This window comes from Streptococcus sp. NLN64 (assembly GCF_015831295.1).
Lineage (GTDB): Bacteria > Bacillota > Bacilli > Lactobacillales > Streptococcaceae > Streptococcus.
Map to the genome: position 1 here is coordinate 20,665 of NZ_JADXDQ010000010.1, position 26,876 is coordinate 47,540.

At 43.7% G+C, this 26,876-nt stretch carries 25 protein-coding genes and 1 other annotated feature; of the genes, 9 read left to right on the top strand and 16 right to left on the bottom strand.

Annotated elements, in window-relative coordinates; all coding sequences use genetic code 11:
* Window positions 1-289: 289 nt before the first annotated feature.
* From I2503_RS02655 to I2503_RS02665, 3 genes are read left to right on the top strand one after another with little or no spacing between them, the layout of a single operon-like run.
* The gene (locus tag I2503_RS02655) at window positions 290-1,444 is read left to right on the top strand and encodes a ThiF family adenylyltransferase (protein ID WP_196092068.1); all 1,155 of its coding nucleotides are present in this window, start codon (window positions 290-292) and stop codon (window positions 1,442-1,444) included.
* The gene (locus tag I2503_RS02660) at window positions 1,435-2,340 is read left to right on the top strand and encodes an ABC transporter ATP-binding protein (RefSeq protein ID WP_196092067.1); all 906 of its coding nucleotides are present in this window, start codon (window positions 1,435-1,437) and stop codon (window positions 2,338-2,340) included. The genes I2503_RS02655 and I2503_RS02660 overlap by 10 nt, the downstream gene beginning before the upstream one ends.
* Window positions 2,330-3,064, top strand: a complete 735-nt coding sequence (locus I2503_RS02665) for an ABC transporter permease (protein WP_196092066.1) — start codon at window positions 2,330-2,332, stop codon at window positions 3,062-3,064. Before I2503_RS02660 ends, I2503_RS02665 begins: the two co-directional genes overlap by 11 nt.
* A 265-nt stretch (window positions 3,065-3,329) precedes the next feature.
* Here the strand turns inward: I2503_RS02665 and I2503_RS02670 are convergent, their stop codons facing one another.
* The 4 genes from I2503_RS02670 to I2503_RS02685 all read right to left on the bottom strand — a co-directional run bounded on the left by I2503_RS02670 (window position 3,330) and on the right by I2503_RS02685 (window position 7,154).
* A complete protein-coding gene (locus I2503_RS02670; protein WP_196092065.1) occupies window positions 3,330-4,139 on the bottom strand; it encodes a transporter substrate-binding domain-containing protein in 810 nt (269 codons plus the stop codon).
* 10 nt (window positions 4,140-4,149) lie between these two features.
* On the bottom strand, window positions 4,150-4,956 hold the full coding sequence (locus tag I2503_RS02675; RefSeq protein ID WP_196092064.1) for an ABC transporter substrate-binding protein: 807 nt from the start codon (window positions 4,954-4,956) through the stop codon (window positions 4,150-4,152).
* A gap of 121 nt (window positions 4,957-5,077) precedes the next feature.
* The gene (locus I2503_RS02680; protein WP_196966931.1) at window positions 5,078-6,172 is read right to left on the bottom strand and encodes a DEAD/DEAH box helicase; all 1,095 of its coding nucleotides are present in this window, start codon (window positions 6,170-6,172) and stop codon (window positions 5,078-5,080) included.
* Entirely contained in the window at window positions 6,162-7,154 is a 993-nt protein-coding gene (locus I2503_RS02685) for a Gfo/Idh/MocA family oxidoreductase (RefSeq protein ID WP_196966932.1), read from the bottom strand. Before I2503_RS02685 ends, I2503_RS02680 begins: the two co-directional genes overlap by 11 nt.
* A gap of 94 nt (window positions 7,155-7,248) precedes the next feature.
* On the opposite strand from I2503_RS02685, the gene udk reads away from it, so the two are divergent.
* Window positions 7,249-7,905 (top strand): uridine kinase, encoded by a 657-nt coding sequence (gene udk, locus I2503_RS02690; protein ID WP_196092061.1) that lies wholly within the window; start codon window positions 7,249-7,251, stop codon window positions 7,903-7,905.
* A gap of 83 nt (window positions 7,906-7,988) precedes the next feature.
* Window positions 7,989-8,597, top strand: coding sequence for a DUF975 family protein (locus I2503_RS02695; RefSeq protein WP_196092060.1), 609 nt, complete (start codon window positions 7,989-7,991; stop codon window positions 8,595-8,597).
* Window positions 8,598-8,734: 137 nt separating this feature from the next.
* Here the strand turns inward: I2503_RS02695 and I2503_RS02700 are convergent, their stop codons facing one another.
* Window positions 8,735-10,135: a polysaccharide deacetylase family protein gene (locus I2503_RS02700; RefSeq protein ID WP_196092059.1), complete on the bottom strand. Its 1,401-nt coding sequence runs from the start codon at window positions 10,133-10,135 to the stop codon at window positions 8,735-8,737.
* A 253-nt stretch (window positions 10,136-10,388) separates the two neighbouring features.
* Between I2503_RS02700 and I2503_RS02705 the strand changes: the two genes are divergently transcribed.
* Both I2503_RS02705 and I2503_RS02710 read left to right on the top strand, forming a co-directional pair.
* The gene (locus I2503_RS02705; RefSeq protein WP_196966933.1) at window positions 10,389-10,616 is read left to right on the top strand and encodes a garvicin Q family class II bacteriocin; all 228 of its coding nucleotides are present in this window, start codon (window positions 10,389-10,391) and stop codon (window positions 10,614-10,616) included.
* Between the two features lie 3 nt (window positions 10,617-10,619).
* A complete protein-coding gene (locus I2503_RS02710) occupies window positions 10,620-10,925 on the top strand; it encodes a bacteriocin immunity protein (RefSeq protein ID WP_196092057.1) in 306 nt (101 codons plus the stop codon).
* A 215-nt stretch (window positions 10,926-11,140) separates the two neighbouring features.
* Here the strand turns inward: I2503_RS02710 and I2503_RS02715 are convergent, their stop codons facing one another.
* The 6 genes from I2503_RS02715 to I2503_RS02740 form a co-directional block, all read right to left on the bottom strand.
* Entirely contained in the window at window positions 11,141-11,779 is a 639-nt protein-coding gene (locus tag I2503_RS02715) for an NAD(P)H-binding protein (RefSeq protein WP_210766788.1), read from the bottom strand.
* Window positions 11,780-12,136: 357 nt separating this feature from the next.
* Window positions 12,137-12,496 (bottom strand): 50S ribosomal protein L20, encoded by a 360-nt coding sequence (rplT, locus tag I2503_RS02720; protein ID WP_135037785.1) that lies wholly within the window; start codon window positions 12,494-12,496, stop codon window positions 12,137-12,139.
* Between the two features lie 37 nt (window positions 12,497-12,533).
* Window positions 12,534-12,734, bottom strand: a complete 201-nt coding sequence (gene rpmI, locus I2503_RS02725; protein WP_135037788.1) for a 50S ribosomal protein L35 — start codon at window positions 12,732-12,734, stop codon at window positions 12,534-12,536.
* Window positions 12,735-12,763: 29 nt separating this feature from the next.
* Entirely contained in the window at window positions 12,764-13,294 is a 531-nt protein-coding gene (gene infC, locus I2503_RS02730; RefSeq protein ID WP_196966934.1) for a translation initiation factor IF-3, read from the bottom strand.
* A 15-nt stretch (window positions 13,295-13,309) separates the two neighbouring features.
* Window positions 13,310-13,437, bottom strand: a sequence feature (ribosomal protein L20 leader region).
* 39 nt (window positions 13,438-13,476) lie between these two features.
* Window positions 13,477-14,151 carry a (d)CMP kinase gene (gene cmk / locus I2503_RS02735; protein ID WP_196966935.1) on the bottom strand — a complete coding sequence of 225 codons (675 nt, stop codon included), beginning with the start codon at window positions 14,149-14,151 and terminating at the stop codon, window positions 13,477-13,479.
* An 8-nt stretch (window positions 14,152-14,159) separates the two neighbouring features.
* A complete protein-coding gene (locus I2503_RS02740; RefSeq protein ID WP_210766789.1) occupies window positions 14,160-14,600 on the bottom strand; it encodes an SAG1386/EF1546 family surface-associated protein in 441 nt (146 codons plus the stop codon).
* A gap of 54 nt (window positions 14,601-14,654) precedes the next feature.
* Between I2503_RS02740 and I2503_RS02745 the strand changes: the two genes are divergently transcribed.
* On the top strand, window positions 14,655-14,846 hold the full coding sequence (locus I2503_RS02745) for a ferredoxin (RefSeq protein ID WP_196092241.1): 192 nt from the start codon (window positions 14,655-14,657) through the stop codon (window positions 14,844-14,846).
* Here the strand turns inward: I2503_RS02745 and I2503_RS02750 are convergent.
* The 5 genes from I2503_RS02750 to lepA all read right to left on the bottom strand — a co-directional run bounded on the left by I2503_RS02750 (window position 14,843) and on the right by lepA (window position 25,255).
* Complete coding sequence (locus I2503_RS02750) at window positions 14,843-15,322, bottom strand: EbsA family protein (protein ID WP_196092240.1); 480 nt, start codon at window positions 15,320-15,322, stop codon at window positions 14,843-14,845. The two genes, I2503_RS02745 and I2503_RS02750, sit on opposite strands and share 4 nt — an antisense overlap.
* 55 nt (window positions 15,323-15,377) lie before the next feature.
* Window positions 15,378-18,980 (bottom strand): helicase-exonuclease AddAB subunit AddA, encoded by a 3,603-nt coding sequence (addA, locus tag I2503_RS02755; protein WP_196966936.1) that lies wholly within the window; start codon window positions 18,978-18,980, stop codon window positions 15,378-15,380.
* Window position 18,981: 1 nt separating this feature from the next.
* Window positions 18,982-22,209, bottom strand: a complete 3,228-nt coding sequence (rexB, locus tag I2503_RS02760; RefSeq protein WP_196966937.1) for an ATP-dependent nuclease subunit B — start codon at window positions 22,207-22,209, stop codon at window positions 18,982-18,984.
* Window positions 22,210-22,211: 2 nt separating this feature from the next.
* A complete protein-coding gene (locus tag I2503_RS02765) occupies window positions 22,212-23,249 on the bottom strand; it encodes a M42 family metallopeptidase (RefSeq protein WP_196966938.1) in 1,038 nt (345 codons plus the stop codon).
* Between the two features lie 182 nt (window positions 23,250-23,431).
* Entirely contained in the window at window positions 23,432-25,255 is a 1,824-nt protein-coding gene (gene lepA, locus I2503_RS02770) for a translation elongation factor 4 (RefSeq protein ID WP_196966939.1), read from the bottom strand.
* Between the two features lie 995 nt (window positions 25,256-26,250).
* Here lepA and I2503_RS02775 point away from each other — a divergent pair.
* A complete protein-coding gene (locus I2503_RS02775) occupies window positions 26,251-26,532 on the top strand; it encodes a type II toxin-antitoxin system RelB/DinJ family antitoxin (protein ID WP_196966940.1) in 282 nt (93 codons plus the stop codon).
* Window positions 26,533-26,876 lie beyond the last annotated feature (344 nt).

The following is a 26,876-nucleotide window of genomic DNA, read 5'->3' on the forward strand; positions in this document are numbered from 1 at the left end:
AGATAAAATAAGGAAAATATAGAAAGGAGATGGGGATATGCGACAGGCAAAAGTTCGTGAGCCTATTCAGGCTGGTGATGTTCTGTGGGTTGTTTTCTAGGAATGAAGAAAACCATGGGGTTAGGAATATCACAGATTTCTAATCCCCTTTTTCTATCCAAGATTATCATTTATAGTCTTTTAGTTTACTTTTAGTACAAGGCAGCGAGTCGTAGACAGTACTGAAGTACGGCAAGACGAGCTAACACAGTAATAAAAGATAAACTAAAAGACTATAGGAGGAAGTACGATGAAGTTTAAAAGACCATGCGTAAAAAATATCTATCCTATCTATTCAATAAATGAGACCGTTTTTCGAATTGGAGCTCAGTTAGGTATTACGAAAGAATTTGTAGACCCTTCAGGACAGCTGTTGGCCTTAGCAAATCAACTAAATGGAAAACCACTATCCCTTGTGATTGAGAATCTAAAAGAAATGTATCCTACTTTAACGACTGAGGATATCGAATTTGGAATTGATTTATTGGATCAAGCAGATGTTTTAGAAGAATATTGTGAGCTCCCAATAATTGACGATAGATATATTCCAAATATTCATTATTTCCGTAGATATTTAAAGGATATTAACAAATGTATAGATATACAGAGAAACATTAACGAGAGTTCCGTTCTACTGCTTGGGCTAGGGGGAGGTGGGGCAAATGTTTTAACCTTACTAGCTGGCTTAGGACCCAAACAACTGACAATCGTAGACTACGACACTGTCGAGCTGAGTAATTTAGGACGTCAACTTCTCTATAAGCAAGACGATATTGGTTTGAGTAAAGCAAAAGTTGCCGAAAGAGAGTTTCGAAAAATGAACTCGTCTGTCGCATTAAAAGCTATTACAAAAAAAATAGAATCTTCAGCTGATGTGTATGAACTTATTTTAGAATCTAAAGCGACAATTGTGATTTGCGTCATGGATGAGCCTCCTTTTACCGCACAGAGACGTGTAAATGAAGCTATCATCAAGGCAGGAGTTCCTTGTATATTTGGTGGTTCTCAGATAAGTAGAGGACGCATCTATTCTGTTATTCCCGGAATAACCGGTTGTTTTGATTGCTTGAACATTCACTATACAAAAACTTCGCCAAATTTTGTAGGGCAGTTTTTAGGATTTCAAAAAATAAATTTTTCTCCGCCTACAATTGCTTATGGACCAGCTATTTTTCAATTAAGTGCAGTACTTGCAGACGAATTCGTCAGGGTTCTCACAAATTACACACCACCGATGAGTTTAAGTACACAATTTGAAGTAAACTTTGAAGATGGAGCTTCATTCTGCCATGATCCATGGCCCCGCTACGAAGAAGATTGTCCTACATGTGGAGACGGAAATGTGGAAGACTGGGAAATCTTTTCATACTATAGCGATGAAAAGGAGTATGAAACATGGACTTAGAAATTAAACATCTATCCAAACAGTATGAAAAAGAACAGTTTTTCGCAAACAAAGATATTACGTGTACTTTCCCTGCTGGTCAGTTAACTGCTTTAATCGGTCATAACGGAGCAGGAAAAACGACCCTACTCAATCAGATCGTAGGTCTCGTTAAGCCGACTTCAGGCCAAGTACTGTTTGAGGATCAATCCCTAACAATAAATCCCGATGATGCACGTATGAAGGTAGCAATGATGCCCCAGTTGCATGCCCCTCTAAAAGGCGTTTCAATCCGCCAAGCAGTTCGTGCAATTGGCAAAATTCGGGGATTGTTAGGTTCAGAATTAGAAGAGCAGGTGTCGCACATTTTAGACGCTCTAGATATTCGGAAATGGGAAAACAAATCTGGGGATCATTTATCTGGTGGTCTCAAGCGTCTAACCTCTTTTGCGATGGCCGTCATCGCTCCCCCTCCCATCCTACTTTTAGATGAACCGACCAATGATGTTGACCCCATCCGTCGTAAGTTACTTTGGTCTTACCTTCAAGGATTAACGGCTTGCGGACATATAGTAGTCGTTGTTACCCATAATATTCTTGAGGTGGAACAATATGCTGACGGTTTTTATCTATTGGAACAAGGACAAATTAAAGCAGCAGGATCTGTTAAAAAACTCTCCCATCAAGCTAAAATAAAGATCAGTTTTCTTCCTCAAAACCTTCACGTGTTAATGGATTTCCCACTTTCCTTCATTCACAAAGAAGATGGTCAGATTGAAGTCCGAGCAGATAATGGAGAGGTACCACAGGTTCTAACGTGGATGACGAAAAAAATTGAAAGAGAGGAAATTAGCCATTACAGCATAACAACTGTAACCTTAAATGACCAATACGAGGAGATGAACGATGACCAGTAAGCGACAACAACTATTAGCTTTGATGAGCTGGAGCTACATCCGAAACAGGAATTTATTGCTACTGTGCTGCATTTTTCAACTACTGATGACCTTGGCTCTAACATTTGGTTACTCGCAGATCATACCACAAGCGGATGATCAAATTAATCTTTACCTGGCATCTGGTGCAATTACTATGGGGATGGTGACCATCGGGACAACGATCGCTCCACAGACCTTAACAAATGATAAAGAAAACGGACTTGTAACCTATGTAAAAACCCTTCCTGTAAATAGAGAACTTATCCTTCTTTCAGATATACTTATATGGAGCCTTTCGGCTATTCCCGGTGTCTGTATTTCTTTCTTAGTAGTATTTTTAAAATTTAGGATCCTACCTACCTTTAGTTGGTCAGGTCTGTTGGTCCTTTATCTCATACTTGTAACGATGATTAGCCTTGGTTTTTCTATTGCCTATGCTACTAGTCCTAGTTTAACAATTTTAATGACACAAATTATCTTGATGATTGGTTTACTCTTCGCACCGATTCTATACCCAGCTGAACGGATACCTGCTGCAATTCTTGCAATCTATCAATTCCTGCCCTTCGTTCCTTCGGGAGATTTAATTCGCAATACATTCTTTCAAAATCAAGACATCGCCTGGCCCAAGGTTGGAATTGTAGTATTTTGGCTACTCACCTGCTCAGTAATCTCCCTAAAGCAGTTGAAAAAAAGGTTCTAATATTTAAGAACTGTATCCCATAGACAACTAAACTTTTTAATATAAGAAAAAAGGGACTGTATTGACTCAAAAACAAGAATCGGTCCCTTTTTTCTTTTCCTTCGTTTTATTCCCTTAACTCAGACTTAACTAATTTCAATCAAAATACTCTCAGAATTTCAAAAAATAACAAGGAAAGACTATGACGGTAGTGCGTGCACGCATCAAAGAGGCTCGACAAAGTCAGAATTTGAAATTCAATGAGTATTAGACTAATCAGTTAACCTTATTCTTCTACAACCGTATATTTACTTGCTTCTTCCAAATACTTGGCGTAGCTACCGTCTTTTTTAACCTTAGCAATGACCTTGTTGACAACTTCTTGGAGTTCCTTGTTGTCTTTTTGCATAGCAACGGCTGTACCGACGGTTTCTTGGGTTTTCAGCGCCGCGTCTGAAATCGCCAATTTGTTATTTTGCGATACATAGCCAAGAGCTACGGCTTCGTCAATGGCTACTGCATCTACTTTACCGGCAACCAATTCGTTGATGGCTTCACCCATGGCTTGGAGAGAAACCAATTCAGCGGAAGCCACTTGCTCTTTTGCCAATTGTTCTTCGAGGGTTCCCTTTTGAGCGGCTACTTTTTTGCCCTTAAAACTTTCTAAATCTTTGAGACTTTCCTTGTCTTCAGCTCGGACTAACAGGACCCGTCCGTTTTCATAGTATGAATCCGAAAAGGTGACCACCTCTTCCCGTTCCGGTGTTTTGGAGAGGCCGGCGAGGGCAAGATCAGCTTTGCCGCCTGTTACACTGGTCAAAACATTATCAAAGCTCATGGTTGAGACTTCTAATTCAACCCCAAGTTCATCCGCAATGTCCTGTGCTAAGGAAATATCCGCTCCGACAACCTGGTTTTTACCATCGATAAGGGTTTGAAATTCGAATGGAGCATAGTCTGGACTGGTTGCGACGACCAGCTTCCCTTTTTCCTTGATCGCTTCAGGGGTAGACCCTGAACTACTAGAACCACAGGCTGTTAAGGCCAAGCCTAGAGCCAGAATCCCAACACCTTTCAATACCGTTTTTAATTGCATGGTCTTACTCCTATTCTTCTACTACCGTGTACTTACTTGCTTCTTCCAAATATTTGGTATAGCTATCATCTTTTTTAACCTTGGCAATGACCTTGTTAACGACTTCTTGCAATTCCTTGTTGTCTTTTTGCATGGCAACCGCGTTACCTTGAGACTCATCGGACTTTAGCCCAGCTTGGGCGATTGCTAAAGCCTTATTTTGGCTGATATAACCTAGGGCAACAGGTTCATCAATGGCTACAGCATCCACCTTGCCAGCGACCAATTCATTAATGGCCTCTCCCATGGCTTGGAGGGACACCAATTCCGCGTCCGCTAACTGATCCTTCACCATTTGTTCTGGAATCGAACCTTTTTGCGCCGCCACTTTTTTTCCTTTGAAAGAATCCAAAGATTGGTATTGATCCTTGTCTTCCGCCCGAACTAGGAGCGAATGCCCATTCTCATAGTAAGAATCTGAGAAGGAGAGAACGGCTTCCCGCTCTGGCGTGCTGGTCAGACCAGAAATGGCTAGATCCGCCTTCCCACTCTGAAGGGTCGATAGCACATTATCAAAATTCATGGTTGAAACTTCGAGCTCGACCCCCAATTCGTCGGCGATGTCCTGAGCTAAAGAAATATCTGCACCCACAACTTGGTTCTTCCCATCAATCAAAGTCTGGAACTCGAATGGAGCATAGTCTGGACTGGTTGCGACGACCAATTTCCCTTTTTCTTTAATGGCTTCTGGTGTTGAAGCAGTGCTTGAACCACAGGCTGCCAAGCTAAGACCCAAGCCTAAAACAGCCATTCCTTTAAGAATATTTTTTACGTTCATCTTGTATCTCCTCTTGTTTGATGTGAATATTATACATAGTTTTTGTATAATTTACAAGATGTTTTTGAAAAAACTTCGATTTTCTGAAAAAAGCTGTTTGGGACAAGGCCCAAACAGCTTTTTAATCTTCCTCTACCAAAAATAATTCTCGGTTTTTTAATTGAATTTCAGAAACCTTTGCATATTTTTTAAGTTGTTTCAATTCCTGGGGATGGCTGACAAAGGTGATCACAGAACCTGGTCGCCCCATGCGGCCGGTACGTCCAGCCCGGTGGGTATAGGTATCCTTATCCCGTGCCAAATCCACCTGAATCACACAGTCTAAACCTTGGATATCAATTCCTCTGGCTACCAAATCGGTTGCTAGGAGGAGAGAGATGGAACCGTCTTTAAATCGATCCAAAATGTGCTTACGCATCTGCACATTAATATCACTAGCCAAGGAATAGGCTGGCAAGTGATGGTACTGGAGCTTCTCCTCCGCATTGCCCACATCTGATAGGGCATTGAAGAAGGCCAGGGCTCGAAAGTCATCCACTGCTAAGAGTTTCCGGAGGGTCGCCACTTTTTCACGTTGGGGCACTTGCATGTAGAAGTGCTGTAAGTGACTGGATTTTTCTTCTTGACCGAGGGCAATCAGGCGCGTGCCTTCCTGCAGCTGGTCCATCGGAATCCCCTGAGTCGCACTCATATAGATATGGGTGTGGTTCTTCGGCACATAAGTTAAGAGTCGCTCCACAAATGGTAATTGCGAGCTACTTAGCAACTGGTCAAATTCATCCAAGACAATGGTATCAATAGACAGTAATTTGATTTTTTTGAGTTTAACCAATTCTAAAACCCGTCCGGGGGTTCCAATTAAGACCTCAGGCCCTTTCTTTAGGCGTTCCATTTGCCGTTTTTGGCTAGAGCCCGATAAAAAGAGTTGTGTCTTGAGGCCCAAGTCGTGTGCCCAAGCCTGTGTCACTTCGTAAATCTGACCTGCCAACTCACTATTAGGAGCTAAGATGAGCACCTGCTGCCCCTGGCCTTTTCGCACCTTCAGCAAGAGTGGCAATAAATAAGCCAGTGTTTTTCCTGTGCCAGTTGGGCTAATCCCTAGCAGTGATTCACCTTCTTGAATGGGCTGCCAGAGTGCTTCCTGAATGGGAGTGGCTTGGTCAAAACCTTGAGCCTGCCAGCGTTCCTGCCAGGCTTGGGGAAAATTATTCAGCATCTTTGTCTCCTTCAAATACAATGGCCGCAGCTTGGCGTAATTTCCAAATCGTTTCATGGACGTCAAGGGCTAGTTCTGCCCATTTTTCCCAAGCAAGCCAATCTTCGTTCTCAATGATCTGCGCAAAGTCCATAGCCTCTTCTGCCATCTGGTGGCTAGCAGCTTGAACAGGAAGCATTTCTTCCTCACCAGCCAGGTCTCGAAAGCGAACAGACTTGATTTCCTCTACCGAATCCAAAATCAAGGTTCCCTGTCTGGTATAAATCTCACTTGGCAGATATGTCGTGTAATTTTTTGCAGTTTGGATCGTCACCAGACTTCTTGGATACACCAAGTTAGCCTGACCTGCCAAATCAACATCCCAATTCCATTTTTGAGCCTGATAAGAAACCTGATCAGGTTTCCCAAACCAGTAATGGGCCACATAAAGAGGATAGATGCCTAAGTCCATCAAGGCACCACCGCCAAATGTAGCAGAAAAGACATTAGGCAGTTCACCGGCTAATAGGGATGGCATTTTCGAAGAGTATTTGCCATAACGCAGATTAGCCCCCAAGATTTCCTGATTTTTCAAAAAATCGGAAACAAGGGTCACAGCCTTTTCATGCACATTCCGTGCTGCTTCAAAGAGCATAGCCCCTTTTTCCTTGGCCAAAGAAAATAAGCTGGCCCACTCAAAAGGACGTAAAACTGCTGGTTTCTCCACCACGACATGTTTTCCACCTTCAAGGGCCAAGCGGCTATGTTGGAAATGAAGGCCATTGGGCGAGGCGATGTAAATCAAGTCGAGTTTGGGATCCGCGAGGAAGGACTCCAAAGAGTCGTAAGTCTCTATCTCCGAACCATATTGATCCGCAAAAGCTTGGGCTTTCTCAAGACTTCGTGAATAAACCGCACCAAGTTTATAGCCCCCTGCTACTGTCACAGCCTTCATCCACTCATGGGCAATCGGGCTGGTTGCTAAAATTCCAAATGTAATCATTTTTTCACCTCACTCCATTATAACATGGACCAGCCTACTGACATAGTAGGGAAAATAGTGTACAATGAATAGGAAAAATAGAGAGGACGATTTCATGCATAAAAAACCAATCATTATCGGTGTAACAGGTGGATCCGGTGGCGGAAAAACCAGTGTATCTCGGGCCATCTTATCCAACTTCCCTAATGCTAAGATTGCCATGATCGAGCACGATTCCTACTACAAGGATCAGTCTCACTTAACTCCTGAGGAGCGGGTCAAAACCAACTATGACCATCCCCTTGCCTTTGACACAGATTTGATGATTGAACAATTAAGCGAACTCCGCGCTGGACGACCTGTAGACATTCCAACCTATGACTACACTGCCCACACCCGTAGTGACCGCCGTTATCGTCAAGAACCTCAAGATGTTTTTATCGTTGAGGGAATCCTAGTATTGGAGGACAAACGACTCCGTGACCTTATGGACATCAAAATTTTCGTAGACACTGACGATGATGTGCGGATCATCCGACGGATCAAACGAGATATTGAAGAACGCGGGCGTAGCCTAGATTCTGTAATCAAACAATACCTTGAAGTGGTCAAACCCATGTACCACCAATTTATCGAACCTACCAAACGCTATGCGGATGTCATTATTCCTGAAGGAGTCACCAACAAAGTTGCCATTGACCTCATCAATACGAAAATTGCTGCTATTCTAAGCGAAACAGAATCAGAGGAATATGAGAGAAACAAGGACTAGGCCTTATGCCTGGTCTTTTTCATATCTTGACAAAGCTACCAATTCTGCTATACTAACCACTGTACAATTGTTTGGAGGATTTCATGAATCGAACACTGTTAAAAAATCAAGCCAAGGAAGCTTTGGCTGGCAACTGGACTTGGGCAGTTGGCTTAACCATGTTGCTAACATTTTTACCTGGAATCATTAGTGTGCTCACATATGGTCTTGGAGGAATCCTGTCCTTATTCTTTTTCGCTAGTGCTCAAATGGCCTTTCTTAACCTTTTAGACAAGCAAAAGGAAGAAAATATCTTCACTGCATTCTTTACTGCTTTCCGCCAAGGTCGTTTCATGCCTGTCCTCATCAGCGGTATCCTTCAGTATATTTTCTTATTCTGTTGGACCCTCTTATTGATCGTACCAGGTTTGATTAAGTCCTATTCCTATTCCATGACCAACTATATTATTGAAGATTTGGTCGCCCAAGGTAAAGACATCGAACCAACTGAAGCCATCACCAAATCACGGATTCTGATGGATGGTCATAAACTAGACCTCTTTCTCTTAGACCTTAGTTTTATTGGCTGGGCTCTGCTTTCCATCCTAACTTTTGGAATCGGTAGCCTCTGGCTATCTCCTTATATTTACACAACCCGTGCAGCCTTTTACCGTGAATTGGCTGCGGCTAAACCTGAAGTTTTAGGGCTATAACAAAAAGCAAGGAAATCAATCCTTGCTTTTTGTTAGTCTTCTAATTTGCTTTTAGTACAAAGCAGCGAGTTGTAGACAATACTCAAGTATGGCAAGACGAGCTAACACAGTAATAAAAGATAACCTAACGGAGTATGTTATTCAATCAGACCATCACGGTCATAGTAAATTCCTTGTGGATCAATGCCCTTGACTTTGAGTAATTCTGTCACGGTCACAAATTCATAACCTTCTTCCTTGAGGTAATCAATAACTGCCGGTACCGCATCAATCGTCTCTTTGTGGATATCATGCATAAGGACAATCCCCCCCGGTCGTGCATAGGTCTTCACCTGGTCTAGAATCATCTCTGGATTGTGGTTCTGCCAATCTAAGGTATCCACGGACCACAAAATCGTTGGAAGTCCTGCATACAGTTGAGTCTGAGCTGTGTAGTTTCCAAACGGCGGCCGGAAGAGCTTGGAATCAATACCAGTCGCTCGTTTGATTTCACTCTGCGTCTCGCGAATCTCAGCCAAGGCACCATCTGTTGTCATGAGCTGTAGATTCGGATGATTAAAGGTATGGTTGGCCACTTCTGACCCTTGTTTGTTCATGCGGCGCAGAATCGTTTCATTTCCAGCTACATTCCGTCCTAATACAAAGAAGGTTGCAGGAACTTTCTCCTTGTCTAAAATATCGAGCAGCTTCGGTGTGAGCTGGGTATCCGGACCATCATCAAAAGTGAGAGCAATGACCTTCTTGGTCGAAGGAGCCATGTAAGCCCGGTAGGACTCTGCATCCGCTCCTTTGAGCATCTCTGGATTGACCACATCAAACAAAATCGTTAAAGGCACCGCTACTTGCTTGACCTCTCCAATTGCTTGAGGAAGTTGAATCCAGAAGCTCTTTTTATCATAGTAGAAATCCCAATCGGCTAAGTCTGTGTATTGCAAACTTTCGATCACTTCTGCCACACGATTGGCATTTAAATTCTGAGATAAAAGGTTGGCCTTGATCATATCCAGCATTTTGGAGTGAGCTGCTTCAGGATCCTGGAAGAGCTGATCCATCCGAAGTTGTTCACCTTCATCTGTATAGTAGTAAGAAGCGAGAGTTGTCTCTTTCTCAGTTCCTACATAAGTTGGAGATACAGGATACTCCCTTTTTACCAGCTTAACCTGCTGGGTATTGGCAAAAGCCCCTTCTTCTTTATCCACTAAATAAAAAATCAAGGCATTCAAATCCTTATCTTCCCCTTCAGGATTCAAGGTCTGCGTATCCGCTAAGATTAGGTCCTGAATTTGCTGGTTGGTACTGGATTCCAAATTGCTAGGATAGTAAGCCACCACCTCGGCTTGACCGATCCGACCGTATTGCTTGGCACTCTTAGACTCCTTGGCCAAGGCCGCATTCTCCTGCTTGAGTTGCTCAATCTTAGAACTAGCCTGCCAGCGATCAAACTGTTCAGGAATCATCGGCAACAGCAACAAAGCAGCCACTAGCATTCCCAAAAATATCACAAACAACAACCAATTTTTCGGACTAATCTTCTTCACAAACCGAACCCTCTCTCCTAGTTTCACAACCTCTATTGTACGATAGATAGAGGGAATATTCAAATGATTCTATTGTTTCACACAAAGAAATTAAAGATTGGTTTTTTCTTGAAGATTTTCTAGAAAAGCTTTAAGATTACGAATGAAGAGTTAAGAGAGAAAAAATTACACTTTTGTTCTGACATTTAAATCAATCCTCTCACTCTTACTATCGACACTTTTCGATTCACTATATCTAATGGAGGTTATATCTATGCTAACAAAACTCAATTCAAGTACGCTTACAAATATATATGGAGGAAACTCTGGGACTTGTAAATTTATAATGGAAGGAGCAAATGGTTATTCCTGTCGCTATCCAAATGGTAAATGGGATTATATAGTCACGAAAGGGATTTTTGAGGCAACCACCAATACAATCACAACTGGTTGGGCAAAATCACTCGGACAAGGCTATTACCTTCCAGGATATAGAGGGTAGAGAATGAAAATAAACTTTGAAAACATCCACAACCAAATCTACAATCTTATCCTTGATCCGAAGATAACTGAATCGGAACGAAACATTTTACTGCACTTTAAAAATCTATTTTCTGAAAAAAATGATGAAAAACGATTTCTGATGGAATTAGCCGAATCTCTTCGGCAATTATCTGTTGAAAACATTCAGCACCAAAAAACTCTTAGTCCACCAGTCGCAGCGCTCTACAAAGAGATTTCCAGCGTTGGTTTTTTCGAAGAAAATCTGGGAAGAGGCTTAATTGCGGCTAGCGGATTGTGGTTAAAGTGAGGCAGTCTTCCTACTGGATTTTTAACTATGGTTAAAGACCAGTCCTATGCATAAAAAACATCCTATCAGTTGAACTGACGGGATGTTTTCATGATTTATGGTTGGATAGCCACCCGTAACTTATAGTCAATGAAAATCAATCTTAAACTAGGAAGTGAGCCGCAGACAGTCTACTGTCTGACTTGACAACAGTTAAATTTGATTTTCAAAGAGTATTACATAAAGGCAGGTTTAGGACCATCCGTTCCTGGTTTGTTTAGACCAATATTTTGACGGCTGTATTTCTCAGGATTGCTTGCCAAATCAAGTGCTGCTGCAGCTACACTGCGGCGAGAAATCTCAGTCCCTTTGAAGGGCTCATCCCGCAAGGTTACCTCGTAGTCCACTTCCGCTTGATTGGTCAACCAAGCAGGTCTGAAAATGGTGTAATCCAAGTCTGAAGCCTCAATAATCTCTGCCGCAGCCTGATAAGGGGGCAAATAAGCACCAATTGCCTGATTATTCCATGCTCCAAAAGCACCAGGGACTTCATCAAGAATCCCAAGCGTTGTAACAAAACTCATGCGCGCCACACCTGCTTCTTTCATCGCAGTAACCAAGGCATTTGCATGTGCTTCCATATCTCCTGCAAGACTAGCGAAGACAAAGTCCACTCCTTCCAGAGCCGGTACTAAATCCTCAACACTGTCGGCACTACCTTCAAAGATATGCACACGATCACTCGGTAAATTCACATGGGATAATTTTTCCTGATTCCGTAGAAAAAGATTCAAATCCCAGTCTGTCTCACTTAGAATTAAGTCAATCGCTTCCAATCCAATGCGGCTAGAAGCACCGATTATTGCAAATTTCATGATACCTCCAAGATTGCAAGAAAAAACCTTGGATAAATCCAAAGGTTTCTTCTAACGTCATTTTTTTATTTTTGAGTGACGAATAATTGTAGCGAACTAGGTTCGCTTGATCCTATTGCTAAATCCCACAACTCTTGCAGGACTTATTCCACTGGACCTTCCTCGCTCTCTAATTTTTAAGCTCGGGATAAAAAGGTCCACTGGACCTGCCTCGCTCTTTAATTTCAAGGCTCGGGATAAAAAGGTCCACTGGACCTGCCTCGCTCTTTAATTTCAAGGCTCGGGACAAAAAGGTCCGCTGGACCTGCCTCGCTCTTTAATTTCAAGGCTCGGGATAAAAAGGTCCACTGGACCTTTTTATTTACCTAGTTTCGCTTTAGCAGCGTCTGCCAAGGCTGTGAAGGCTGCTGCATCGTTCACAGCAAGGTCCGCAAGCATTTTACGGTTTACTTCGATTTCAGCCAATTTCAAGCCATGCATCATTTGTGAGTATGAAAGTCCGTTCATACGAGCTGCCGCATTGATACGTGTAATCCATAGTTTACGGAAGTCACGTTTCTTTTGACGACGGTCACGGTATGCATAGTAGTAAGAGTTCATCACTTGTTCTTTCGCTGTGCGGAACAAGATATGTTTAGCTCCATAGTAACCCTTAGCGAGTTTTAGAATACGTTTACGACGTTTGCGTGATACAACGCCACCTTTAACACGTGCCATTTAGTTTTCCTCCAGATTCTAGTTATACGAGTGTGTCTTATTTAAGACCTGTAAGCATTGATTTAATACGTTTGAAGTCTCCTGCAGAAACCATAGAAGCTTTGCGAAGGTGACGACGTTGTTTTTTAGTTTTTCCGTGGAAACGGTGTGAAGTGTAAGCACGGAAGCGTTTAAGTCCGCCTGAACCAGTACGTTTGAAACGTTTAGCAGATGCGCGGTGTGTTTTTTGTTTTGGCATGATTTCTCCTCTTTTCTAATGATCAGACTTTATTTTTTGTCTGGAATTGGTGCCAATTGCATGAACATTTGACGTCCATCCATTTTCGCTCTTTGCTCGATAATGGAAACATCTTGTGTTGCCTGAGCAAAATCAGCGAGAACCTTAGCTCCAATTTCTTTGTGGGTGATCATCCGACCTTTGAATCGAATGGACACTTTGACTTTATTTCCCTTTTCAAGGAATTTGCGTGCATTCCGAAGTTTTGTCTCGAAGTCACCTTTGTCGATGGTTGGACTTAGACGAACTTCTTTGACGGTCACAATGCTTTGTTTCTTCCGTTGTTCCTTTTGCTTTTTCTGGTACTCAAATTTGAACTTACCGTAGTCCATAATTTTAGCAACCGGTGGTTTTGCTTGGGGTTGGATAAGAACCAAATCAACATTGGCATCATCCGCGATGGCTTGAGCTTCACTCAATGGTTTGATTCCAAGCTGCTCCCCTTCAAGACCAATCAAGCGAACTTCACGCACACGAATTTCATCATTGATGAATAAGTCTTGTTTTGCTATGGTGTTCACCTCTTTTTTTTATTTCGAGAAAAACAAGAGTGGGTCTGCTAACGCACACCCACTCACACGAATAGAATCCTTGACAGGACTTGAATCGTAGAGCCAGACAACGTTAGTCGCAAGGCGAGAAGCTCTCACTTCTGCTTTTCTCATGTAAACCATTGTACCACATCAGAACTCTCTGTCAAGTATTATTTTTTTATTTTTTCAATTTTAGATTCAATAAAAGCGACAACCCCATCAATGGATACTCCTGTGGTATCAAAATGGATGGCATCTGCTGCCGGTTTCAAGGGGGAAACTTCCCGGTGACTGTCTTTATAGTCTCTTTCAGCAATCTCTGCCTTTAAGACCTCCAGATCGGTTTCGATGCCTCGGGTCAAATTCTCTTTGTAGCGGCGCTCTGCTCGTTCCTCCACAGAAGCGACTAAGAAAATCTTGACTTGGGCATTCGGTAAAACGGTGGTTCCGATATCCCGACCGTCCATCACAATCTCTCCCGCTTGGGCCAGAGCTTGTTGTTGTTGGACTAATTTTTCCCGAACCTCCGGCAAAGCAGCGACTGTCGATACAGCCTGAGTAACATCGGGTTGGCGAATAGCATCTGTAATCTCAACATCTCCAACATAGACCCATTGTTCGCCGCCCGTATTGCGTCCGAATGAGATTGGGGCAGCATCCAAGGCGGCTACAATTCCAGCAGCATCTTCCAAATCCAGTCCTTCCTGAAGGGCCAGATAGGTTGCTGCCCGATACATAGCTCCTGTATCCAAATACGTATAGCCATATTTTTTGGCTAGAAGTTTGGCAACGGTGCTTTTTCCACTAGATGCTGGGCCGTCAATGGCAATTTGTAATGCTTGCATGATGACTCCTACTCAATTCGTACTTCATCACCAGGATTAGCATACCAAGATCCGGTACTCATATTTCCTGGGTTCAAAGCTTCCAGTTCCGCAATGGAAATTCCTGCACGCGCCGCAATGGCGGCTTCTCCCTCACCCGCTTGAACAGTAATGGTCGCTCCTCCAGTGGTATTCCGACGACTGGAACTAGTTGTAGTCTCTTCATCCTCACTAGCCGCTTCCTCATCCGTTGACTCTTCAGTAGTCTCTGTTGAAGAAGCTGCGTTGCCAGCAGATACCTCAGAACTATAGAAGCCTTGTACAGCTTCTTGTTGATTGCTACCGCCAACGGATAAGAAAATCAAAACTCCAGAAATAATAATAACAACAATTGCTGTTGCAGACACTGCCCACACCAACCACGAATTGAGTTTATCATCTGAAATTTCACTTTTACGTTTTCTACTCAAAACAATCTACCTCTTTTTCTTGTTTTTTAGCCCTATTCTCTATACAATAGAACTATGAAAGTTACACTTATACCTGAACGCTGCATCGCATGCGGCCTTTGCCAAACTTACTCCGATGTTTTTGACTACCATGACAATGGTATCGTTAAATTCTACCAAACAGACGAACTTAGTCTAGATTTAGACTCTGACCCAGGCCTAATCCAGGCTATTAAAGAATGCCCAACAAAGGCCATCGAACACTAACCCTTGTCCTGGTAATAGACCTCATAATAATCCAAGTGGATGAGATGGTCTGTTAGAACGACCTCCCCCCTGAAATGAGGGTTCAACGCCAAGGCATTAACAAAATACTTCTTGGGCCATTTTCGCATATAATAGGTCAAGCCTTTTTCTTGGCCAAATAAATAAAGGGTAATAGAGGTTTTGGTCACCTCTATTTTTTGTATCTGGTCAATAGCTAATCTAGAAGGATGGAAGGGGTTAGCGGAGATAATCCGTAACGTTCCTGAGTCATAGATGGTAAAATACCGGTGAAATCCAATGCCCATTAAAATCATAAACAGTACAAAGGACGACAAAACCACCATTGGAATCCGTGAACTTTCATACATCAAAGCCAAACCCAAAAAAATAGGAACTAAAGAGAGTGACCAATAGATAATCAGGATGGATAGTTGGGGCTGCCAATGGTAGCGTACTTGACCAAAAATTTTTATCATGGTCTACCTCCTCCTTACTAGTTTAGCATAAATGCTAGAAAATGGGGAGACCTTGCTAGGAATTCCCGATAGGAATCACTTGAGTCTCCTTTCCTCCCAAAAGAATCAGATACGATTGAATCTTGTTGATTCCATAAGCTTGTTTCAGAGCTTGGGCATACAAGGCCATCTGACCACGGTAACGATCGACAAGTCGAGCTGGATTCCGATAACGGTCTGTTTTGTAGTCAAATAAAATAATTTCATCTTCAAACAAGAGATACCCATCTAAAATCCCCCGAACTACAAATTCCTCACCACTAGCTGGATCTTTCTGCAACATGGCAAAAGGGGCTTCCCTGTGGAGTCGAGAAGGGTTGGCTAAAAAGAGTTGCCCCAGTTCTGTTTGGAAAAAGTCCATAACCTTATTCAAGGGCAAAGCCTTAGCCAAAGCTGGCTCCAATTTCATCTGAGCCAGACGCTCCTCCAGAACCTCTTGATCCACTCTTCCTTGGGATAAATCTAAACCTTGCATAAAGGCATGGAGGCTCGACCCAATCTGACTCGCTTTAATGGCTGACTTCTTCCGACCAAGTTCTGGCAAAGGAAAGTCCAGAGGCATAGCCTGTGCCGGCTCCATATAAGCCACACCTTCTTGATCAAAGACTGGTTGATAAAGATCCTTAACCTGACTAGGAGTTCGCACGGTTGGTAACTGGATAGCTGCCTGGTAGAGACTATTCAGACGATCTACATTCTCAATAATCTCCAAAGCACGGGTCAAATCCTCTGACTGGCGGTTGGCTGTTAGGTCATCCGGATCCACGGGTAGAGTCGGAACTGTCTCTTGTGGCTCTTGTAAGTTCAGATCCTCCTGTCCTAGGAAGGTTACAGCCATTTCCTGTTTAAAGCTAGGAAAGGCAGACGCAACCGCCAAGACCCAATCTTGAAAATTCTTATAACTCAGACGGTCACTGGCTGCTAAAACCTGACTAGGACCGATTCCTGGATAAGCATCTTCCAACTTACTCCGCTTCCCTCTTCCAATCAGAAAGAGTTGCTTCTCAGCCCGTGTCATCGCGACATATAACAATCGCATTTCTTCTGACAGAGTCTGCCGGCGCTTCTCCTGCCGAATCCGTTGGTAATTGAGAGAAGGCAAAGACAGACGAACGGATTGCAGGTGATTGGGCTTGTCATTGGGAGTCTCCAGCACCTTGACGGACTGAATTCCAATTCCCAAATCCCGACTCAGGAGCATCCGCCCCTTAGAATCCTCGCTATTAAAATCCTTGTCTAAATTGTAGATAAAGACATAAGGGAACTCCAACCCCTTACTCTTATGGATTGTCAGGATTTGAACTGCATCCTCGTCCACTTCCGTGACCACATCCGCCAAGTCCTTGTCCGCCGCAAGGATTTTTTCAATGCGGTCGACAAAGCGAGCTAAGCCCTTATAGCCACCTTGCTCGAATTGCCGAGCCCGCAAGGCTAAGGAATAAAGATTGGCTTGCCGCTTGGCCCCATCCGGCAAAGCTCCAACATAATCATAGTAGTGTCGCTGATTGTAAATTTTCCAAATCAAATCATAGAGACTATGCAATTTCGCATAATCCCGCCAGAAATTCAGATACTCCAAGAAAAGACTGATTTTCTCCTGAAGGGCTGTCTCCATTAAGTCTGGCGCAGCCCCTGTACCTGCATGGGCTTTTTTCATTTTTTCAAAAAAGGATAGGGGAGCTTCCTGCTCTTGCAAGGCTATGCGGGCCAATTGATCCTCATCAAATCCGAACATGGGCGATTTGAGGAGAGCCAAGAGGGCGTAATCCTGCAAGGGATTGTGCAGAGCTCGCAAGGTATCCAACATGACCATCACCTCAACGGCTTGGAGGTAGGAACCCTGACCCTGATCCTCGAGGTGGGGAATCTGCCATTGCTGGAAGAGGTCCACCAAGGACTTATTACGGGTTCGACTTTCAACCAAGACACACATATCTTTATAAGGAACACCGGAATTGTGAAGATCCTGAATCTGAGAAAGCAAGACATGACCTTCATTTAAAACGCCTTCGCTTTCTTGATCAAAGATCAAACACTGGGCTTGAGCTTGCAAATCCGCTTGCTTCTGACCAGCACTTCCGGCAACCAAATAATGAACCTGATTGTAGTCAATTTCTCCAACTTCCTCGTCCATCAGGTGTTTGAAAAGACCATTGGTCGCTTGCAAAACAGACTCTTGGCTCCGGAAGTTCTCCTTGAGCAAAATCAACTGTCCAGCCTGAGGATTGTCTTGGTACAACTTAAACTTCTGGTTAAAAATTTCAGGTTCAGCCTGGCGAAAACGGTAAATGGACTGTTTAATATCCCCCACCATAAAACGGTTGTGACCACTAGAGATGAGTTCCAACACTTCCTCTTGTAGGGAGTTGGTATCCTGGTACTCGTCAATCATAATTTCATGATAGGTCGCCACTAACTCCTCACGTAAATCTGGAAATTCCCGCAAAAGCTGCAGCACTAGGTGACTGACATCACTAAAGGTAAAGGCATTTTCGGCCAATTTAGCCTGGTGGAGGGCCTGATAATAATCCCTCACAAAGCGCTTAAGAGCATCAAGTATCTCAGCGACGTTTGCTTCTTGTTCCAAGATAAAGGGTAAGGATTGCAGCCCTTGAACTTGGTCCACAATGGTCTTGAGAAAATCGTATTTAACCCCAGCCACAGTAATCACCCCTGTTTTGGGAAGGAGAGATAAAATCTGGCTAAGCTTCTCTTCCAGTTCAGCCCATGATAGTGTCGAATCCAGACCTTGAGCCAAGGCTCGCAATTCTTCCATCATCTGTTCATGTTTGAGAAAGACAGCCGTTTTCTTGCCATCCTTTTTGAACATTTTATAATCCAGATCTTGTGTGAGGTCGTAGATTTGATCAGCAGCCGTCCAACAGTCAGCCGCCAAGCTTGGATATAACTCCCGTGAGATTTGCCGTAAATCCTGACTTTCCTGAGGATTTACCGCCTGCTCCAACCATTCCAGCGGTTGAGGCAGGGCATCCATAAACTCAGCCAGGTCATAAACTACCCTACGGAAACCGGAGATATCCTTGGCTTGGCCCGTGAAATTAGTAACCAGATTGTAAAAGTCCTCTTCTCCTGAACCAGAACTATAGCGTTCAAAGACTTGCGCAAAGACCTCCTTCTGAAATTGGAGCAGCTCACTAGGGTCGGAGAGAATCCGAAAATTAGGACTGACACTCAGGCGGTAGCCCTCTCTTGAAAGCAGCTTCTGGTTAAAGGCATCCATAGTGCCAATATCGCTGTGAGGCAAGAGTTGTCGCTGACGCAGTAAGTGCTCCCGTAAAACAGGACTTAAGTTCTGATCCGATAATTTTTCCGTTAACTTGGCTTGAAGCCGTTCCTTGAGTTCGCCAGCAGCTTTAACCGTAAAGGTCGATACAAACAGCTGATCAATCCCAATACCACGGCTAAGCTGATCCATGATCCTCTCAACCAGCACAAAGGTCTTACCAGACCCCGCCGAAGCCGAAACCAAGATATTTTGGCCAGAGCTATAAATGGCTAAAATCTGTTCAGGAGTCCGTTTGCGGTCGGTTTGCAGCTGTGCCTCTTTTTCTTGCAAGAGGTGAATCTCTTCTGGCTTTAAAAACGGTACAGGTTTCATCTTATTCCTCCTCCTGCCTTTGCATATCCAATTCTTGACGAATTTTTACCAGCCAGTCCTCCTTGTTGGCGACCCCTTCAAACTGGTCCAGAATTCGTAGGTTCTGGTAATGATAGGGTGTTTCAAACTGAGTAATGGCCTTGTACTGGTCGACATAAGCGCGCACCGATTGACCATCTTCACTAATGGGGTGAACAGGAAATTGCCCTTGCCGGATGGCTTGTCCAGCCCTTTGGAAGAGCAGACGATTATAGGCTAGGAGCAGAGCCAGTTCTTCTTCCTCTAAGGTAAAGTCCTTGCGACCGCTTTTCAGCAAATATTGATCCGTCAACCGATTTTTCTCCTTGCTCAAGAAGAGGCCCTTGTAGGTAAATTCTTTCATGGCTTGAGCTAGATACTGACCGGATTCTTCTTGTTTTTTAAAGGAAATCAAAGGATTGTTGAGATGGAAATACATAGCTCCAAAAACCTGATCCTTGGACAGGTAATCGAGGTAGGTCACCAGCTGAGAGTTCAGACCATTGTAAAAATCTTGATAAGAAAAGCTCTGATTCGCTGACTTGTAGTCTACCACCCCTTTAATCGAGGTTCCTTGAAGCTGGTCAATGCGATCGATAACCCCGCTCACATAGAGCTTGTCTTGAGGTGATAGGAGGTAGTGGAAATATAGCTCTTCCTCCAGAGTTTCCGTGACAGGTGCTTCCAAAGTTTTGGCCGATGTCCGAACAATATCCAACAAAATTCGTTGAGAAAAACGACTTTCACCGTCCAAACCATACCGGTAGCGCACATAGGCTTCTTGATTCACTGTTTCAATCGCTCTTTGTAAGGCTTGTGCCGGTTCTCCATAAGATAAATGCTCAAAATATTCCTCAAAAATTTGGTGCATGTACTGGCCATGAATCCGCGCATCAGGGTGAATACTGCCTTCTTCACGTAGGCGAAGCACATGTTTGAGGTAGTAGGAATAAGGATTCTTGTAATAGTCAGTCAAGCTGGAAACAGACAACTTGAGTCCTTGATCTTGTGGATAGAGTCGAGCCAAGGTCTCCTCCTGTAAGGGACGACTCTGAACCTGGTAGGTCAAACCAGGCAGACTGAATCCTTCTTGAGCCAAATGACGACGCAAATGGCGAATCAAGGCCTTCCAATAGGATTCTTCCTCCGCCTTCCACTCTGCCTGAATTCCTTCCTGATAAAGATCCACTACTTGGGACAGGAGTCCTTGATAGGAACCGATATCATCCGCAGTTAGCCTCTGCTCGTGTGACTCTGTCCACTGAATACCAAATTTCCCTAGGACTTGCAGGTAAGGAGAGGGCCGCTTTTCACTATTATCAATCTGCCCTGGACAAGTTAGATACAGAGCTTCCTCTGCGGCATTTAAGAGAGACAGGGCGGTAAAATGATTCTTAGGCCCATTTTCTCGCCAAGGGATCATCAACGCTTGACCTTGATCCGCATGTTGATTGAGTTTTTCCTTTTCTTCAATGGTCAGAAGCCCCATTTCTCCCCCTTCTTTAGGGAAGAAATCTTCCGTTAAACCAATGGCAAAGACCTGCTTAGCCACCAAGGGCTGGACCAAATCATAAGACTGGACCTGGACCACATCAACTGTAGCTGGTACCGTTCGATAGCTAGCCAACTGGATTCCAGCCCGCCAGAGTTCCAAGAATTCTGCTACTGTCAGGGGCGTATCTCCCACCAACTGATCCATTTGCGCAAACAAGTCCGTAAAAGCTTTCCAAACCTCGGCCTGCTGCTCCTGCTCCCGCAAATCCAAGCCCTGACTTAACCGGGCCAAGTTGGCTGGCAAAGCGATTTCCTCTAACAGAGTCCGAAACTTCTTGAGGAGACTAGCCCCTTTTTGTTTTTTGGCTTTGACAAAAGGAAGAAGGGGCGCTAGAATCGCATCTCGGATGTGGTTAAGCTTGTCCAAATCGTAGCGATCTCCGTCATTGGATGTAAATGACCGCTGCAAGGCTGTCAAACCATTGGTATCGCTGAAACGCAAATAGGATTCCAACTGGTCTAACTCTTCAGTCTCAAAGTTTCCATAAAGGCCTGTCTGCAAAAGATTGGTCAAATCCTCTCGACGAAAATGCCGGCGAACCAAACTTTCCAGGGACTCCACAAAGTGAATGAGAGGATGGTCAGACATAGCTTCCCGGCGACCGATGTAGAAGGGGATTTGATAGCGATCAAAAATAGTCGCTACCTGCGGAGCATAGGTCTCCACATCCCCCAAGAGCAAGCGGATTTCCTTATAACGGTAACCATCTGCTAAGAGACGGCGAATCTGCCGTGCCACCCATTCGACTTCCGCTTGTGGATTTCCCCATTTATGTAAGAAAAGAGGGACCTCTAGCGGAGGCAGGTCCTGTATAGGACCAAATTCATAAAAAATTTCTAGCCTATCCGTTAGTTCTTGAAAGGCATCTTGAACTCCAGCAGAACCTTCCACAATCTGAGCCTGAAAATCCCTCCCTAGATCTTGAAGAAATTCCACACTGGCTTGATAGAGATTTCCTTCAAGGTACTGCTGCTTCCGTGCACGCCCGCCGGCATAAGTCCCAACGACAATGGGACAGCCCTTGCGATGCAGGAGCCCCAAGAGGTGCTTTTCCTCAGCAGAAAAACGAGTAAATCCATCAATGACCAAGGCCACCTTGTCCAAGCTCGAATCCAAACGGCCAGATTCTAGCTTGCTGATGAAATCGGACAAGGCCGTTGCAGGCAGGTAGCCTTCAGCAACCATACTTTCATCTAAAGCTTGAAAAATCAGCTGCAAATCATGGGCTTTTGCCGGATTGTCCAAATAGTTCAAATCCTCCAGACTCATCCGGGCTTCCTGCAATTCTTTATACAGCTTGGCTACTTCCTGCACAAATCCTGGATCCTTCCGAATCCGTCCATAAGCTCTATACTGATCGAGGGGGAAGGTCTGTAAAACCCGATAAATCAACAATTGCAGCCCCAAATCATCCAAGCGTTGGACTTCTGTCTCCTGATCCAGCAGCAAATAGCGGGTCATTTGTTGGAAACGGGTCACCGTGATACCAAAAGAAGCCTTTTTGGGCAGACATGCCAAAACCTGTCTTTCTTTTTCGAAAGACAGGGAGTTGGGAGCAATGTAAAAGACACGGTAACCTTTGGATTCCAGGTCCAAAGCTTCCTGAACCAAATCCTTAACCAGATTGGCCCGGATTGAAGTGTAAATTACTTTCATGTTTAACCTTCCATTAGAGGAGATTGGAGATAGCGGAAAATCAAATCAGAGGTAGCCTTCAAGGAATCGACATGGGTGCGCTCATAAGAATGGCTAGATTCGATCCCCGGACCGATTAAAGCGTGGCGCACGTCCCATCCAGCCCTCATAGCTGCCGAAGCATCACTGCCGTAGAAGGGATAAATATCAATTTTGTAGGGAATGTCAAATTCCTGAGCCAAGGCTTCTAGCTGGCGACGGAAACCATAATGATAGGGACCCGTCGCATCCTTACTACAAATGGAAACCGTGTATTCATCCGTGGCTTGGTCATCACCCATGGCTCCCATATCCACAGCTAGATATTCCACCACCTGGTCTGGGATGGACGAATTAGCTCCATGACCAACCTCTTCAAAGGTTGAGAACATAAAGTGCGTGGTTACTGGAAACTGAATTCCTTCAGATTGAATCTGTTCCAAGAGCGCTAACAAAATCGCAACACTGGCCTTGTCATCCAAAAAACGACTCTTAACAAAACCTGTCTCCGTCACTTGAGTCCGTGGATCAAAGGAAACATAGTCGCCAACCTGAATCCCCAAAGCTTGAGTCTCTTCTGCCTTAGTCACCTTGGCATCCAAGCGAACTTCCATATTCTCCTGGCTCCGCTCAAGAGTCCCTGCATCCTTATAGACATGGGTAGAGGTTTGGTGTAACAAAATCGTCCCTGAAACCGTCGAAGCATCTGCCAAATGAACCAAACAGTTCTCCCCTTCAATCATGTTCCAAGGAAAACCACCAACCCGGTCCAACTTCAAACGACCATCCGGTTTAATGGCCCGAACCATCGCTCCCAATGTATCCACATGAGCTGTCAAAAGACGAGCAGGCCCTTCCTCTTTTCCCTTCAAAGTTACTAAGACATTCCCTTTGGGGCTGACCTGTGGTTCTAAACCCAGGTTTTCCAAAGTCTCCACCAAATAGGACACCACATCCTGGGTAAAACCAGTTGGGGAAGGAATTGCGAGTAAGTTTTCAAGATAGGTTACAGTTTTCATCATTTTCTCCTTTGTAAAAAGTGGGTGGGCTATGCCCACCCACCTCTTCCTTGGTTATTCATACTCATTAAATTTTAAAATCTGACTTTGTCATGCCTCCTTGATGAACCTTAGTTCAACCTTCGTCGTCCTTCCTCGTCATTTTTTTAAAATTTTTCGAGTATCCTGGTTTTGACATTCATTGGTTATTCGTCATCCATGGATAGGACACTCAAGAAGGCTTCTTGAGGGACTTCGACTGATCCGATGGCTTTCATCCGTTTTTTACCGGCTTTTTGTTTTTCTAAGAGTTTGCGTTTCCGAGAAACGTCACCGCCATAACATTTGGCCAAGACGTTTTTCCGAAGGGCCTTGATATCGGTGCGGGCCACGATTTTATGGCCAATCGCCGCTTGAATTGGAACTTCAAACTGCTGACGAGGAATGATTTTCTTGAGCTTCTCAACAATGACTTTTCCACGTTCATAGGCAAATTCCTTGTGGACAATGAAGCTAAGTGCATCAACCTTATCGCCATTGAGAAGGATGTCCATTTTCACCAATTGAGATTTCCGATACTCCGAAATTTCGTAATCGAAGCTAGCGTAACCACGCGTCGATGATTTCAATTTATCAAAGAAATCAAAAACAATCTCAGCTAGTGGAATTTGGTAAATGACATTAACACGATTCTCATCGATGTAATCCATGGTCACAAAATCTCCCCGCTTACGCTGGGCTAACTCCATCACAGCCCCAACAAATTCTTGCGGAACCATAATTTGCGCCTTCACATACGGCTCTTCAATGGACTCAATTTTAGTTGGATCTGGGAACTCACTCGGATTTGAGACATCTATCACTTCGCCATCTGTTAGGTTAACCTGATAGATAACCGATGGCGCTGTCATAATCAAATCAATGTTAAACTCCCGTTCTAGACGCTCTTGAATAACGTCCATATGAAGCAGTCCCAAGAAACCACAGCGGAATCCAAAGCCCAAGGCCTGTGACGTTTCTGGTTCAAATTGAAGAGAGGCATCATTCAGTTGCAATTTCTCTAGTGCTTCACGCAAATCGTTGTATTTGTTAGACTCGATTGGGTAAAGTCCAGCAAAGACCATGGGATTCATCTGCTTGTAACCATCCAAAGGTGCATCCGCTGGATTTGAAGCCAAGGTTACAGTATCCCCGACACGGGTATCCTGAACGGTCTTAATGGACGCAGCAATGTAACCAACATCTCCTGTTGCCAAATAGTCTCGTCCCACCGCTTTTGGCGTGAAGATTCCAACTTCGGTTACATCGAAGGTTTTACCATTGCTCATCAATTGAATCTTATCACCAGGCTTAACGAGTCCGTCCATAACCCGAACTTGAAGAATAACCCCACGGTAAGCATCATAAACAGAGTCAAAAATTAAGGCTTTTAGCGGAGCTTCCACATCGCCCGCTGGTGCTGGCACCTTCTCCACAATCTGCTCTAGGATTTCTTCAATACCAATACCTGCTTTAGCAGAAGCCAAAACCGCTTCAGAGGCATCTAAGCCAATAACATCCTCAACCTCGGTCCGCACGCGCTCAGGATCAGCAGCCGGCAAATCAATTTTATTAATGACCGGCAAAATTTCCAAATCATTGTCTAAAGCCAAGTACACATTGGCCAAGGTTTGCGCCTCAATCCCTTGAGCCGCATCCACTACCAAAATAGCTCCCTCACAAGCCGCCAAAGAGCGGGAAACTTCATAAGTGAAGTCCACGTGTCCCGGGGTGTCAATCAAGTGAAAAATGTAAGTCTCGCCATCCTTAGCCGTATAGTTCAATTCAATAGCATTGAGCTTGATGGTGATCCCCCGCTCACGCTCCAAATCCATACTATCTAGAAGCTGCGCCTGCATCTCCCGACTAGAAACCGTCTCCGTTGCCTCCAAAATCCGGTCCGCCAACGTCGACTTCCCGTGGTCAATATGGGCAATAATAGAGAAATTTCGAATCTTCTCCTGCCTTGCCTTTAATTCCTCAAAATTCATAAACACAGTCTCTTTCTTTTCAGATCTAAGCTCCTACCATTATAACAAGAACCCCCTCGCTTTTCAACGAGGGGCAAGGCTTTCGCTTCTGCTATATCGAAAAAAAAATAATAAAAAAGTCCCTTAACAAAACTGTTTAAAGGACCTGTAGGCACTTCCACGTAATTCTTGAAAAAATAACACAGAACCGATAATTCTTTGCCTTTCCCAGAACTATCTGCTATACTTGTTATGAAAGAGGTTGAGTTCCAGCTCAACCTCAAGTAGACCGTTTCACTAACTATTGTTGATGGTTGGTAAACCAACTCATCAACAAACGTCAAATTCTATCTTGAATTTGACTAAGTTATGCACTTCTTCAAATTTTAAAAGAGCATCGTTTCAAAATTTGAACTGCGTTTGGGACGAATGTAAGACGACAATCAGCCGCGAGTCACTCTGTCAAGTTCTTAGCGGTTGATTGTCATTTTTTGTTCATGCGATGAATGCAAAGGACAATAAATGTCAAAAGTGCCAGGAGTCAATCCCGAACTGAAGCATAAGCCCAATGGCTGCTTCAACACTCATAGCGTCTCTCTTTCTAGGTGGTTTCTGCATACGCATTACCTCCAAAATAAGATTTCCGCCCCGCTTTGTAACTTTCTACTCTTCTAGTATACTCCTTTTCGAGACCTCTGTCTAAGATTTATCGGTTTTTGTTTCTGCTTAATCGAGAAAACTATTTACTAACATTTTTTCGTCACTATATTAATTTAATTTCAGAAAAAGGACTGTTAGAAAAGAAACCTATAAATCGTTCAAGCTAGCTTTCATTGCTGGTAAGTTCAACACGTTTTAATCCACTAAAAAATACACAAGCCTTTTGTATCACAAGAGTTCTAGCCACTCTTCCAAATTATCTTGATTTGTAATCTCTAATAAAAGAGCCAACGCACAAAAAAATAGTTGCAAATGTTACACAAATGGAGTACAATTTGACTTAGGAGGTGATTTCTTTGGCAAAAACTGCAAACATTAATCTAAGAATTGAACCTGCTTTGAAAAAAGAGGCTGAGGAGCTCTTTGGAAGTTTTGGCATCTCTGTTACAGATGCGATTAATATTTTTCTTAATATTGCAATTATGCAAGGTGGATTTCCATTTCAAATTCGGCAACCTAGGTACAATAAACCGACAGAATTAGCAATAGAGGAAGCCCGACGTATTATTGCTGGTGACCTTCCTAGTCAATCTTATTCGGATTTTTCAGATTTTCTGAATGACTTGAATGAGGAATAGCTCATGTTAGAGCTCAGAACCACTAACCAATTCCGAAAGGATATTAGACGAATCCAAAAACGTGGAGGTAATTTATACTCTTTTAGTTTATCTTTTATTACTGTGTTAGCTCGTCTTGCCGTACTTCAGTACTGTCTGCGACTCGCTGCCTTGTACTAAAAGCAAACTAAAACTCCAAGCAGGCTTCGCCTGCTAACTCATGACGGAAAATTAGTTTAGGTATATAATAAAGATGAGCAATACAAATCCGTAAGTTTATTAGGGCTTTGCCGAGCCTGTAACTAAAACTGGATGAATAAGAGTCATGAGATAACTCGAATACGCCTTGAGCGTGAAAATAAAAT